The following is a 12,838-nucleotide window of genomic DNA, read 5'->3' as shown; positions in this document are numbered from 1 at the left end:
GTTTGTTTTCTGACTCATTTTAATTTTGCTTGATAGGCTTTCGAGTAACGGTCCGCGGCGATGATCGCATCAGCCACTTCTTCCGCCGTCACATCGAATCCATCATGGATTGTCTCACCATCTGCCGTCGCCGCTTTCCCGACTTTCAAGATGTCGTCGCGCGAGGCATCTTTGAGTTTGACGTCTTCGAGCGTGACCGGTAACCCGAGGTCCATATAAAATGCGATATACCGCTCGATTTCTTCTTGACTGTGTTGCTCAAGTGCGAGCTGGACGAGCGTCCCGAACGCAACTTTTTCACCGTGCGTCAAGTGGTGGATGTCCCCGTCAAGTGCTGTAAAGCCGTTATGAATCGCGTGTGCCGCGGCTAGTCCCCCACTTTCGAAACCAAGTCCACTCAGTAACGTATTCGCTTCGACGACTGCTTCAAGAGCCGGCGTAACGACTTTTGCTTGAACCGACTCATACGCGAGTCGACCATGTTCGAACAACACTTCCTCACAGCGTTTCGCGATCGCTTCCGCCGCAATCGTCGGCCGACCACCGGCCATTGTCTTCCCGCCGAATGCGATGACACTTCTGACCTCGACCCAGGTCGCGAGCGCGTCGGCAATCCCGGACGCGAAGAATCGCGCCGGTGCTTCCGAGATCAGCTTCGTATCGACGAGGACAAGATCGGGATTCTTTTTATAGAAGCGATAGCTCTCAAAAATCCCGGCGTCTGAATAAATGACTGATAACGCGCTCGTCGGTGCATCGGTCGAAGCAATCGTCGGCACGATGACGACAGGCACCGTTAGTTCGTCCGAGACGGCTTTCGCCGTATCCAGCGTCTTCCCGCCGCCGACCCCGACGACAAAGCGGACGTCCGCTTCTTTCGCCTGCTTCGTGATCCGTTCGACTTCATGGCGCGATGCTTCGCCGCTAAAGTCGACTTGTTCGATACCAATTTTTTCTGTTTCAAAGGAGTCATGAATCCGTTGCCCGACGATTTTAAAGACGACATCGTCTGCGATCAACAGAGCTTTGTCACCGAACGAGCTCACGTATGTACCGAGCCGGTCGATGACGTTTTTTCCTTGGACGTACTTGCTTGGGCTGATGAAGACACGTTCTGACATAATCAACATCCTTTCCGAGAAAACACGAAACAATGACGTACACAATAGTGTTTCCCTGTTCGCGCCGCTTCTTAAACGCTGATCTGTATGACCATTACATGAACTGCAGTTGTGATTTTTCTAATACATCGCGTACTTTACGACAATCTGTTTTTAATTGTTCATCCGGACTATCACCGAACCATTCAAGACTGGCCGTTTTCAATGTTAACGCTTGCTTCAGTTCTTCGAAAAATCTTTCGTAATCAATGATTCCATCAAACAGCGGTACCATACCGTCACGTGTTCCACCTGCCGCATATACGTTTGCCGGATTAAAGACTTCGAATTGATCCGTCCGGGCAATCGACTTCAAGTGAAGATGTTCGATGACTGGTTCAAGACGACGGTAAGCAGTGACCGGATCAGCACCTGATTCGACGACATGCAACACATCAAAGTTCAGCCGGCAAGCCGGATGGTTCACTTCGCGTACTAACCGTTCCGTCGATTCAATCGTGTCCGCTGCCGTATTTGGATGAATTTCAATTAACAGCAGTTGCTTGCTTTGATCTAAAATCTTACAAACGCCCTGCAACTGATAGACGAGCCGGACCCGTTCCGGTTCGGTCAACTGCTGACTTGACTTGTTGCCCGCAAAAATCCGAATACGCCTTGTTCCGATTCGTTGTCCTAAACGGGATAACGCTTTCGTCTGTTCAAGCAACACCGATAATGGTGCGTCAAACGATAGATAATGACTCAGCATACTGACCTCTATAGCATGCTCGCGTAAACGCAATATTTCATCGTCCTGTAAATGCTTCGCATGAACCCCCCAAACATCTAACGCATCAAACTGCTCCGCCAATGCGTAGGATAATAAGTCGTCAAACGAGCGGAGATGATGGCGATAGCTGATGGTACACAGTGCAATTTTCATCTGTTTCCCCTTCTTTCCGGCAGTATTCGTTAAATAATCCGATGAGCTGTTGTTTGATCGTATCTTCTAACATCGCCTGATCTGCGAGCAACGCTTGAATCTCAGTCAAAACAGCTGGATCGCACGTCATACTGTATTTAATTGTCCGGTACTGGATGACAGTATATTGATTGACGAGTCGTTCGATTCGATCACACCACCCGTCGAAATCGGAAGAGCCTAAATCGAGACCTAACTGTTCATAAAAATAAGCAAAAGCATGTTCATAGGCATATTTACGGATCGCGATGACCGGAAGTTGTTTTAGCGCAGAAGGTAAGCGATTTGGTGTTTTCTTATGATGCGAGACAATTTTTCCGACTGCTTCCGTCAACGGGTGGTGCCGCTTGAGACCACTCATGAAGTAAGCTGCGACCGTTTCCCGATCCGGAAGTTTGACGTGACTCCCGTCAAACCAGAACCCTCCGGCGACAGTCGGCTGATCGATTGCCTGGATGATCCGTACGCGATCCATTTCACCTTCATATCTAAAATCCGGGTCCATCATCCGCCATGTCTTTTCGTCATCCGTTGGTTCAAGCATCACATAATGTGGAAACACGTCATGGTGAAACTTGTTTTCCCGCTCCGGTAACTGCGCGAGATCCAGCATGACGATAATCGATTGTTCCGGTCGTTTCGTTTTCATGAGTCGTTCGAGGTTCATGATATTCGTAGCCCGTGACAGGGTCCGGTCATACCACTGATGGACTGTGATCCCGTACAGTAAACGGTACCACTCGAGCATCGCTTCATGATTAATCTCCGGGGCATGATGCGATAAAACAAAATCGGACGTCAAGCCAAAGTCGGCGTCCCAAATCCCGAAATAATACGGACGATGATCTGCTTGCGACCGCTTGATTGTTTCACAGACACAACTGACGAGACAGTGAACTTTTATCATCAAAGCACCTCCTTTTTTGTTAGCGCAGCTAAGAACATTTCAACCGTCATCTGTGGAAGCTGTCCGAGTTGCTCGTCGGCTAGAACGAGACCGTATTCAAGCTCCAGATGAACGAGCAACTGCAACAACCGCATCGAATCCAGTTGCAGTTCATCGCGAAGCCGCTCCTGTCCCGTCACTTCCATCGGTAAGATGACATCGAGTTGCGCCTCGACGATTTGATGAAATCTTTGCTGGTCGAGGAAGGAACTCATGACGTCACCCCCAGTCGGATTCGACTGATTTTTCCGTTCGGCAGTTTTTTTATTTCCGTAACAAACGTCCAGTCAGTCGGACATTGATGTGGAGCAAGATGCGCATGGCAAAACGAGCGTAATGTCTCCTCGGTCGCCGAACTGACGATCTGGACACAGACTCGTTCGCCTTGCAGACGATCACTTTTCTTGAAGACGACGGCTTCGTTGACGTCGGCGCGACGTAGTAATACATCTTCAACATCTGCTGGATAAACGGATAGACCAGATACATTTATCATTTCGTCCAACCGGCTGAAGAAGAACAATTCGCCGTTTTCCGACGCTCCGACCAAATCCTTCGTACCCGTCCAGGTTCCATCTGATTCGACTAGCAATTCAGCCGGTTGATTTATAGTTCCAGCCTCCGTTTGAAGATGTGGTAACGGATAGCCAATCGCCTGCGCTGTTTTCGGATCAGGGTGTAATGCGATGCAACCGGTTTCTGAGCATCCGTATTGCTGTAAAAGATGATCGGTCACGTCCTGAATCGCTTCAAACCAACTATTCGGCAACGTCATACCGGAAATCATCACTGCAAATAGCCGCTGCTTAAACTGACTGAGCAGATAGACAAGCCCCGGTCCCGCATACAAAATCGCATCCGGATGTGCCCGACAGACACGCAAGACATGTCGCGGTGCCGTATGTTCGAGAATGACGGGTACTGCCCCCCGATATAGCGTCGCCATGACACCGCAAATCAAGCCGAATGAATGTGATGTCGGACAGGCGACAATCGTTCCTGTTGCATGCGGTAACGGAAAACATTGATTGTATGCTGTCACTTCTTGTTCAATCGACAACCATGTCCGGTGAATCACTTTCGCCTCTCCGGTCGTACCGGAGCTGAATTGAATCAGACCTCCCGGACGAGGTTTTGCCTGCGTCAATCGAACCGGTTGTTGAAAATCACCATAAATTAAAAAGTCACACCCTGCTCGTTCCGCCATATCGCGTGCACCGGCTTCCGGTAAGTCCGGATGAAGCGGTACGACCGTTCCTTGTGTTCTTTTCATAAGTAAACAAAAGGCAATCCAGGCTGCCGTGTCTTTAGTACAAACTGCAACAACTGTAGTCCCGGGGTCAGCGAGCCAACTTAACTGGCAAACGGGATGATCTGTCAGCATTTGTTCGGTATAAAGCGTCTCTTCAATGTATAACATGCGTTTCGCTTCCCTTCTGCGTCCTTGTATATAATGTATTGCAAACAAGATGCCGGCACTGCCCTGTCTCGAATTTACGCGCGAAGAGGGACTCCGTGTACATGGTCGCTTCGCCGAATCCTAAGGCGGCAAAGCGATCCGGCGACAGCTCGAGTCGGTCGAGTACCGCGGCAGCCCATTTGAAAAATGTTGTTTCTTTCAAGCCGTACTTGTCCTCCAACTGATGCGATAATTCCGTCAAATGAAATACAAATACCGTATCGCTGACGAGCTCGCGTAATGCCTCGACCTCTTTCATTTCGTAATATGTCCCGACCGGCGAATTAAAAGCGGGATGGATGGTCTTAAAATCAGGTATCTCCTCCGGATGCCGGACAAATTTCCCGACATATTCGACGCTATCATGAAAATCCCGCAAAATTAGTCGCGTTGGCCAGCCGTCTTTTAACACGAGTAAACTATTTTGGGCATGTGCTTCGAGAGCAAGCCCTTCTTCGGCGACGAGACGGAAGACCGGTTGTAAATAAACGGTCAGAAACTGTTTTACCCACTGTTCCATCCCGTATTTCTTGAACCACGGGTCAAGAAACAGTCCCCCGTTCGCTTCGTTGAGGGCAAGCGCCGTAAAAGGGATGACTGTTTCCTCAGCTGTGACATTCGTCAGGACATTGTCGCGATAGAGACAGCCGATGCGGCCTGATAATTTTCCGTCCTTCGTCTCGACGACCTGACTGGCGAATTCGCGGAGCAACGTTACGGGAAGCTTTTCCGCTCTTCTGATCAGCCAATCGGATAAAACCGGTGCCGCAACAATGCTCGGGACGTCAAACGTCCGTCTCGCCGACGTCTGGATGAGATCAAGCGGGAGCTTAATATGCGGAGCATCCGGTACGCCTGGTTGGAAAACAGTCCGGATTGATTGAGTCGCTTGAAACAGGGGACCGCTTTCTCCAAGGTCAATGCCGCCCGACTCGAGGACATCCATCCCGACGCATCTCCATTGCCACGGGTGGACCGGAACAATTTGATAATCGGCGGAATCATTTGTTGCGCGGATTAGAAGTGCATTTAAGCACTCAAGAGTCGCTTGACCGAATGCCTGTTCCATCACGCCATTCATTTGTGTCATGTGGACAGTAGTAGCCGGAAGTGCGACGAACCGTAAACGAAACCGCTGTCCTGACTCCGGTCCATATCGCCAATGATCGGCGCGCGAAAATCCGATGCGGGACTTGAAGCATGGATGATACGGATGTCCTTCGATCAACGCCTGCTCTAAAGCACTGTATGTCATTTGCGTTCGTACAACGATGGGGACGGGACAGCTCTCATCAAGCGCGACCGTTTGCTCGAGCTCTTGCCGGAGCGAATCCTTAATTTGAAAACACGCGATGATTTGCGCCAGTGTCATCGGTTGAACTTGATTGTTTTTGGTCAGCACACCTGTAGAAAGTTCGAGCCAAATCCGGTCAAATGCCCCACGCCTCCCGTTAATCGTCAGTTCATACGGGGGACGGATGAATCGAAACGTCGCATTGCCGTCTTGTCGCGGATGTTCACTGAACGGCTCGATCCGTTCGAATAAAAGTGCTTCAAGAAGTTGTTTGCAGACACGTTGTTCGCTCGTTTGCCTCATGAGGGACCTCCCGTTGTAATGGATTAGCGATTTCAATAAAGATGACCCGCTCCCCGCTGACTTCCAGCTCGTCGAGTGCATGCAGACGTGTCAGCAAGTTCGCCTTGTACGGTAGCGTCTGACGTGAGCGGACATAGTGAATCCAGTCTTGAGCCGGACCCGACAATGTTTGCTGTCGTTGATCAAGCCAAGTTCCGAGCCAATCGAGCATGTCCTGTTCCCGTAAGAGTCCGTCTCGGTCAAAACGGTGAAGCAGTCCGCCCAAATGGTTCCAGACCATGTAATACGTTAACCGTTCCTCAATCGTCGACTCGTCATAAAACAGTTCTCGTGCCTGATCCAATGATGGTTCCAAAGACAATAATTTCTCTTCGCAGGACAGGGCGAGATAATACCCTTGGTTATCGCGGAACTGATAACGGATAGGCCGTCCCTGTTCAACAGTAATCAGGCTGTTTTGTTGGTGTGCCTCAAGCGCGATGCCGTAGTTGTCGTACAACTCGAGCAACGCCCCGAGTGTCAGTTCAATATACGTTGCAAACCAGTCCCATGCAGCTTCTTCCAATGACTGATCCGCTTGTTTCGCTTCGAGGACGAGCGACATCAAAACGGAAGGTTCATTTTCCAGCGGTTCCTGGACGAGTGCAGCGACATTGACCGCGTCGGCTTGTGCTTCCCGGTAAATTACTTCAAAACCGGATTCTTCCGTATCCGTCCAAAGTGTGGCGTATGCCGGATCATGCGTAATTGAAAATCCTCGGGGCAACGTCAAATGCCCGGCGAGACGTTTCATGACTATCCCTGCCGTTAGTTCATGTCGTTTGTTGACTCGTCGTGAATTCGTTACCTGGACGGGAATTGAAAACTTCAACATGTGCAGGCCGTCGGTATGTAAAACCGTCCGGATTGAAGATGTCGCATAATACAGTGGACCGAGCTGCCCGAGGTGGCGAATCCGTCCCTGTGCCACTAATGCTTTAACAATCGTTTGCGTCAACAAAAACTGAGTTTGCAGAGGGTGTGCCGGCAGAAGCGCTTCCCCAGCTGAAAGTTTTACCGTTGATTCGAGTTGCTTGCACATCTGCTCACTGATCAGCCGATCCGTCGCACTTTCCTCAATCAGTAAAGTCCGATCGACGGCAAAATAATCGAGTTGGAAACCGTTTTTAAATTCCGGAGCATATGCGATTTGTTCCCAGTCATGCATTCCCACCCGACTTTTCGGCGTCGGGTGAAACCAATGTCCGAACCGAACTGTCTGTTCATGTTCAAGGAATGTCTGAGCTCGCGTCGTCTCGTCCAACTGATGTGTGATGACTTGACACATTACCCGATGGCTATCGAGGACCCGGTATAGTAAATCCGTTAATCCCGGTACAAGCCGTTGAAGATGTTGGCAACACGCTATGATGAAGACAAGAGGTGCTTCTTCCACCAATCCGCTCGGAGTCTGGCGATAAATCCGCCCGATTTCATGTCGTCCAATGCGTGAACGATGACGGATTTCGAGGATATAGACTGTTGTCACATCAATTCGGCAACCACTCTTACCGCACTTCTCTCTCTCCTCCTCTTTCGGAATGAACCAATCAACTGTTTTGACTTCACGGAGATAACTATTCGCAAATGCCTGGAGCGTTGCCCGGGTTGCAATCTCATCGATACGTTCTTGTCGTGTTGTCATGACTGCCACTATCCTTCCATCAATTGATAACGATTCTCATTGTAAAAAAAGAGAAAAACGGGTTTCCCCGTTCCTCTTCCTGCTCTGTAATTGATTATTTCAGTAAGACGTCTTCCAGCTCTTTTAACCCTTTTTCACGTTCAATCGGGTCCCAAAAGCCCCATGTCGTTGATAGCTGATGGACTTGATCTTTTTTTACTGCCGTTAATCCTTTCCAGACCTTTCCGTTTGTTACTTCATCGTAGTAAGGACCGCTGCTGAAGTAGGACAAATCGATGATATGGTCCGGATTGTATTTCGCCAACCCTTCGATGGAAATGTTCTCCCCGAAATCTTTTGGTAAACCTTTCGTCGGTGTTAATCCGATATCGTCAAACAACAATGAGTTTGTCGCATGATTTGTCAGACCGTAAACACGAATATCTTTTTTATTGACCGATACGGCCATAAACGTTTCGTCTTTGACACTGTCCTTGATGCGTTGTCCGATACTCTTCGCTTCTTCCGACAAGTCATCGATGACTGCCTGCCCTTCCGCTTTTTTGTTGACAGCTTCCGCAACTTTCAAATGATCTTCTTTCCAGTCCCCGCCGACTTCGACTGCTACAGTCGGAATCGTTTTTGCCAGTTTATCGTAAAGTGGTTTGTAACGGTCGCTGATGATCAGTAAATCCGGATTGAGCTTAACGATTTCTTCCGGATTAATTTCGTCGGCATATGGTAAGGCTTTCGTTCCTTGCAGTTCTTCCGTCAAGTGGGGCGGAAACTCATTGTCATACGCCATGACCGCATACGGTTTAACGCCGACTGAAACAAGTGAGCCTTCCCATGAGACGTGCGATAAGACGACGACCTTCTTCGGATTATCCGGAACTTCTGTTTTCCCGAAAATATGTTCGACCGTATGGACGGCTGTTGTCTGCTTAGCCGGCTGTTCGCTTGCTTCCCCTCCACATGCAGCTAAAATTGCACATGTCGCAAGGACTGATGTTACCCCTATGATTTTTTTCATTATTATCTTTTCTCCTCTCAAACTCGTTCTTCATTAGTAATGATAATCATTATCACTTAAAAACGACATGGACGAACCCGTCAACTTTCATGGACAAATCAATCGTTTGTCCTGTTCGATGTAAATCAGGAATTGGCGTAACATATGAATCCGTCCGAGCGGTCCCCATGGATCCCAGTCAACACTGTCCGGACAAAAGACGCGATGCGTGCTGACTGCTTTGAGCGTTTGCCAGGCGGCATCATGTTGAATCCGTTCGATATCCGTCTGTTGGCTCCATAAAATCAATAGATTGTCCGGTTCAATCATTTTCAGTTCTGATAATGTGACAGATTGGTAAACCGTCTTCGGTAAACCGGTCGCACTTGTCATCCCTACATCGTGAAACAAAAAATCAAGCATCGTATGCTGACCCGTTCCATAAAGCCGCACCTCGTCCGGGCGAATCCAAACTACCGCCCACGTCCCCGTCCGGTGCCACGCTATCCGTTCCCGAACGGTTTGTTCCAACCGGTCGACCTCTTTCATAATCGGTTCGAGGCGCTCTTCCCGATCTGTTGCGATTGCCAGCAGACGCAGATACTCGCTCCAACACGTCTGGCGGGGCAATTCGAGGACGTGTTCTGGCGGCGACCAGCTGACATCATGCTGTTTATCGAGATCTGGTGTCTTGATGATCAAATCCAGTTGCATCGATTCAAACACTTCCCGCGGTGCGGGGCGATTGGCGTCATAAAACTGGGTACCTTCCAAATCGGTTAAAAATACAGGTAGGCCACTCGCACCGTATTCCGTCGGATAACTTGGTGCAAGAATCGGTTGCAGACCAAGCGCCAGCAAGTGGTCCTGCAATAAAAGACGGCTGGCGATACCGATGCGGGGTGAAGCACGCTTCAAAAAATGGGTGGGAGACGAACCTGTCCGCTTTTTGAATAAACGGCTAAAATAAAATTCATCTTGCAAACCAACCTTTTGAGCGATTTGTGCCAACGTCATGTCCGGCGACGTCAGCATCCACTCTTTCGCCGTTCGAATGCGGAGTTGATTTAAGTACGCTTTAGGTGTTTCGGCATATCGCTCCTTAAACAGCCGATTAAATGTCGGTACAGACATCCCGAGCTCCACTGCCAGTTCGTTGACGGGACGGTTATCGCCTAGTTGTTCTAGCCATTCTTTCGTCACTTGTTCGAATACATGTTTTTCCTGTTCGTGGCTTAATGTCTCAAGCAACTCATAAACGAGACGCTGTTGGCGTAGCATCCCCTTGACGGTCGTCGGACTCGTACTCATTCTTCGCAACTGTGCGTGAAGTTGTTCTGGATCCTGCCGGTAAAGTGGGCAACGGTCTCCGGTTACGGCAAGATGATAAACAAGACTGCTCTCTTTCGTAGCTGCCAGTACCTCCTGCGTTTGATCGACCCAGGCGCTTTCACCCGGTTGTAGCCGTTGGCGGCCGTCATATAAAAACACCTTGCCGACAACAACAATGATGATGCCCGAATTGACCGGTTGCCGGTCCCCTTCCAGCAACCAGTATTTTTGGATGATTAATGGCTTTAAATTCACTTCCATAGTGTTTGCTCCCTAAAAAAACATTTGACAAAAATTTGCTATTCGATGTAAGTTTAATCGCGTTGATAATGAATATAATTCTCATTTAAAAAGGAGAGACGATTATGGATGCATCTGCACGCCCTCACCCTACAGCTATCGTTCTTTTGATTACGCTTTTTCTGTTTTTCTTATGTAGCGGATTATCACTCTTTTACGGAGCTTTTCCGGTTTCTTCGGATACAGTCCTCGCATCGTTCCATTCGTTTGATGCCAATAACCTGCAGCACCAATTGATTCAAGAAGTCCGCCTGCCGCGTTTAATCTGCGCAGGACTTGTCGGAATTGCCCTGGCTTTGTCAGGAACGATGATGCAGGGATTGACCCGTAACGCATTGGCCGACCCGTCCCTGCTCGGCATTACCCACGGGGCTGGTCTTGGGGTCGCGATTTCCCTGGCTTTTGTTTCTGCCCATTCCTTCTTCAGTTCGCTGATGTTCTCTTTTGGCGGTGCAGCCCTTGGTACAGGGCTCATCGTTCTAATTACGGTTTTTGCACGTGGCTGTTTTTCACCTGTCACGTTGACCGTCGCCGGAGCCGCACTCAGTGCATTGTTCGGTGCGCTTTCAACATGCATCACTTTGTTCCATCAAGTTGCCCAAGATTTAAGTTTCTGGTATGCTGGCGGGTTATCCGGCTCTAAGTGGGAACATGTCCATGTTCTTCTTCCCATCGTCTTAATCGGTATGGCGATTTCCTTACATATCGCGAGAAGCATGACCGTTCTCTCGCTTGGAGAAGAGGTCGCGGCAGGTCTTGGATCGTCGTTAACGAAAGTCCGGGTTCTCGGATTTTGCAGTATCGTCCTGCTTGCCGGGAGTGCTGTATCCATCGCTGGTGTCATAGGTTTCGTCGGTCTTGTCATTCCACATATCAGTCGTTTTCTTGTCGGAACGAATTATTATCTTCTCCTGCCGGTCAGCGCATTATTCGGGATGACACTTCTCATTGTCTCCGATTTACTCGCACGACTGGTCAATCCCCCGTTTGAAACACCACTTGGAGCCATTACGGCCGTAATCGGGGTTCCTTATTTTCTTTACCTTGCACGACGGAAGGAGTTGGCGATCTGATGGATATGTGGAGCGCTCTTCAAAAATCACGTTTTACGTTTCTTAGCTTATGTGTTCTTCTTATCGTTACATTTTTATACAGCCTCTCAACCGGCATTCTTCCCGTTTCGTTCAGTTCAATCAGCCGGACCATAATCGGGCAAGGAACGGATGCAGAACGGTTAGTCTTGATTGACCTGCGACTGCCCCGGATGCTGCTGGCTCTCTTGATCGGATCAGGTCTTGCTGTTTCCGGGACACTGCTTCAGGGCATGTCACGCAATGCTTTGGCCGACCCGGGTATTCTCGGGATTAATGCAGGGGCCGGGCTGTTTGTCGTCATGACCCTGTTTTATTTTCGCTCCGCTTTACATCAGCTCCCGCTTTTGCCATTCGTCGCTTTTTTCGGTGCAATACTCGTCGCCTGGACGATTTATCGGCTGGCAGGAGCGACTTCACTACAGCCTGCCCGCCTGTTGTTGGTCGGCGTCGGGATCAATGCTTTATGCGGTGCCCTTTTAATCATTTTTCAGTTGAAGATGGATCCAAGAGATTTCCAGCAAGCAACCGTCTGGCTGACCGGAAGCATCTGGCAGGCAGATTGGTCGTCCGTCTTCATGCTTACGCCCTGGATCGTCCTTTTCATCCCACTCGCATTTATGCATAGTCGTTCGTTGAACTTATTGCAATTGAGCGGTTCACTGCCACAAACCTTAGGACTTCAGGTTGAACGTACCCGTAAACGTATTCTGTTCGTGGCTGCGGCTCTTGCTGGAGCCTGCGTGGCGGCTGGCGGAGGGATTTCATTTATCGGTCTGCTCGCCCCTCATATCGCGAGACGACTCGTCGGTCCGAACCATTACAGTCTGATTCCGGTTGCCGCGCTTGTCGGTAGTCTACTCGTATTGTTAGCTGATTTAATCGGAAAAAATCTGTTGGCCCCGGCCGATATTCCGGTCGGGATCGTCATCGCCGTTCTCGGTGCACCGTACTTTATCGTATTGCTTTTTCGTAAATGAAGTGTGACCGATTCGTCAAGGCTTTAACGAATCGGTCACATGTTACACACTTTTCGTTTTTTGACCGAGCATCTCATAATATACTTGAATGCTATCGAGTATATAGGACGGTGCCGGCTGACCACGGCGCTCCCGATGACCTGCGAGATGGACATCGCTTGTTTCCCAGGCTTTCCAGTCCTTTTCGGATTCCCAGAGGATTAAAATCACGACTTCCTCATCGCCGCGTGTCCGCTTTTTTTTCAAAACGCTCAGATCAACGAATCCTGGCTGCTGTTCGATGATGCCTTCTCCTGCAAATCGTTCAATCATTGTCTCCGCGTAGCCGTGCTCAACACGAATGGTTTTCAGTTGGATAAACATATGTCTCACTCTC

12 protein-coding genes are annotated in these 12,838 nt (G+C 49.4%); 2 read left to right on the top strand and 10 right to left on the bottom strand.

Translation table 11 applies throughout. The annotated features are described in order from the left end of the window. Positions 1-14: 14 nt before the first annotated feature. The 9 genes from KNQ02_RS07875 to KNQ02_RS07835 form a co-directional block, all read right to left on the bottom strand. Entirely contained in the window at positions 15-1,121 is a 1,107-nt protein-coding gene (locus KNQ02_RS07875; protein WP_214807859.1) for a glycerol dehydrogenase, read from the bottom strand. A gap of 94 nt (positions 1,122-1,215) precedes the next feature. Further along, positions 1,216-2,043, bottom strand: a complete 828-nt coding sequence (locus KNQ02_RS07870) for a sugar phosphate isomerase/epimerase family protein (protein WP_088836824.1) — start codon at positions 2,041-2,043, stop codon at positions 1,216-1,218. After that, entirely contained in the window at positions 1,991-2,989 is a 999-nt protein-coding gene (locus KNQ02_RS07865) for a DUF6005 family protein (RefSeq protein WP_214807856.1), read from the bottom strand. The genes KNQ02_RS07870 and KNQ02_RS07865 overlap by 53 nt, the downstream gene beginning before the upstream one ends. Continuing rightward, the gene (locus tag KNQ02_RS07860) at positions 2,989-3,243 is read right to left on the bottom strand and encodes a phosphopantetheine-binding protein (protein WP_214807853.1); all 255 of its coding nucleotides are present in this window, start codon (positions 3,241-3,243) and stop codon (positions 2,989-2,991) included. Before KNQ02_RS07860 ends, KNQ02_RS07865 begins: the two co-directional genes overlap by 1 nt. Further along, a complete protein-coding gene (locus KNQ02_RS07855; protein WP_088836822.1) occupies positions 3,240-4,448 on the bottom strand; it encodes an AMP-binding protein in 1,209 nt (402 codons plus the stop codon). The genes KNQ02_RS07860 and KNQ02_RS07855 overlap by 4 nt, the downstream gene beginning before the upstream one ends. Further along, positions 4,435-6,084, bottom strand: coding sequence for an IucA/IucC family protein (locus KNQ02_RS07850; protein ID WP_214807851.1), 1,650 nt, complete (start codon positions 6,082-6,084; stop codon positions 4,435-4,437). Before KNQ02_RS07850 ends, KNQ02_RS07855 begins: the two co-directional genes overlap by 14 nt. Then, the gene (locus tag KNQ02_RS07845; RefSeq protein ID WP_214807848.1) at positions 6,041-7,768 is read right to left on the bottom strand and encodes an IucA/IucC family protein; all 1,728 of its coding nucleotides are present in this window, start codon (positions 7,766-7,768) and stop codon (positions 6,041-6,043) included. The genes KNQ02_RS07850 and KNQ02_RS07845 overlap by 44 nt, the downstream gene beginning before the upstream one ends. A gap of 94 nt (positions 7,769-7,862) precedes the next feature. Continuing rightward, positions 7,863-8,780 (bottom strand): ABC transporter substrate-binding protein, encoded by a 918-nt coding sequence (locus KNQ02_RS07840; protein WP_088836819.1) that lies wholly within the window; start codon positions 8,778-8,780, stop codon positions 7,863-7,865. An 87-nt stretch (positions 8,781-8,867) separates the two neighbouring features. After that, a complete protein-coding gene (locus KNQ02_RS07835) occupies positions 8,868-10,352 on the bottom strand; it encodes a helix-turn-helix domain-containing protein (RefSeq protein ID WP_214807844.1) in 1,485 nt (494 codons plus the stop codon). Positions 10,353-10,456: 104 nt separating this feature from the next. Here KNQ02_RS07835 and KNQ02_RS07830 point away from each other — a divergent pair, with 104 nt between their 5' ends. Together KNQ02_RS07830 and KNQ02_RS07825 are read left to right on the top strand one after the other, a co-directional pair. Beyond that, positions 10,457-11,464 (top strand): FecCD family ABC transporter permease, encoded by a 1,008-nt coding sequence (locus tag KNQ02_RS07830; protein WP_214807841.1) that lies wholly within the window; start codon positions 10,457-10,459, stop codon positions 11,462-11,464. After that, positions 11,464-12,462, top strand: a complete 999-nt coding sequence (locus tag KNQ02_RS07825) for a FecCD family ABC transporter permease (RefSeq protein WP_214807838.1) — start codon at positions 11,464-11,466, stop codon at positions 12,460-12,462. Before KNQ02_RS07830 ends, KNQ02_RS07825 begins: the two co-directional genes overlap by 1 nt. A gap of 42 nt (positions 12,463-12,504) precedes the next feature. On the opposite strand, the gene KNQ02_RS07820 is transcribed toward KNQ02_RS07825, so the two are convergent. After that, complete coding sequence (locus KNQ02_RS07820) at positions 12,505-12,825, bottom strand: antibiotic biosynthesis monooxygenase (RefSeq protein ID WP_214807834.1); 321 nt, start codon at positions 12,823-12,825, stop codon at positions 12,505-12,507. Between the last annotated feature and the right edge of the window lie 13 nt (positions 12,826-12,838).

Origin of the sequence: Exiguobacterium sp. s102, from assembly GCF_018618635.1 — a bacterium.
Lineage (GTDB): Bacteria > Bacillota > Bacilli > Exiguobacteriales > Exiguobacteriaceae > Exiguobacterium_A > Exiguobacterium_A oxidotolerans.
This window is presented reverse-complemented; position numbering and strand designations above follow the sequence as displayed.

Coding starts and splice junctions, on each gene's coding strand:
- KNQ02_RS07855 (WP_088836822.1), bottom strand. CDS start 4,448: ATGTTATACATTGAAGAGACGCTTTATACCGAACAAATGCTGACAGAT.
- KNQ02_RS07830 (WP_214807841.1), top strand. CDS start 10,457: ATGGATGCATCTGCACGCCCTCACCCTACAGCTATCGTTCTTTTGATT.
- KNQ02_RS07865 (WP_214807856.1), bottom strand. CDS start 2,989: ATGATAAAAGTTCACTGTCTCGTCAGTTGTGTCTGTGAAACAATCAAG.
- KNQ02_RS07870 (WP_088836824.1), bottom strand. CDS start 2,043: ATGAAAATTGCACTGTGTACCATCAGCTATCGCCATCATCTCCGCTCG.
- KNQ02_RS07825 (WP_214807838.1), top strand. CDS start 11,464: ATGGATATGTGGAGCGCTCTTCAAAAATCACGTTTTACGTTTCTTAGC.
- KNQ02_RS07850 (WP_214807851.1), bottom strand. CDS start 6,084: ATGAGGCAAACGAGCGAACAACGTGTCTGCAAACAACTTCTTGAAGCA.
- KNQ02_RS07875 (WP_214807859.1), bottom strand. CDS start 1,121: ATGTCAGAACGTGTCTTCATCAGCCCAAGCAAGTACGTCCAAGGAAAA.
- KNQ02_RS07840 (WP_088836819.1), bottom strand. CDS start 8,780: ATGAAAAAAATCATAGGGGTAACATCAGTCCTTGCGACATGTGCAATT.
- KNQ02_RS07860 (WP_214807853.1), bottom strand. CDS start 3,243: ATGAGTTCCTTCCTCGACCAGCAAAGATTTCATCAAATCGTCGAGGCG.
- KNQ02_RS07835 (WP_214807844.1), bottom strand. CDS start 10,352: ATGGAAGTGAATTTAAAGCCATTAATCATCCAAAAATACTGGTTGCTG.
- KNQ02_RS07845 (WP_214807848.1), bottom strand. CDS start 7,768: ATGACAACACGACAAGAACGTATCGATGAGATTGCAACCCGGGCAACG.
- KNQ02_RS07820 (WP_214807834.1), bottom strand. CDS start 12,825: ATGTTTATCCAACTGAAAACCATTCGTGTTGAGCACGGCTACGCGGAG.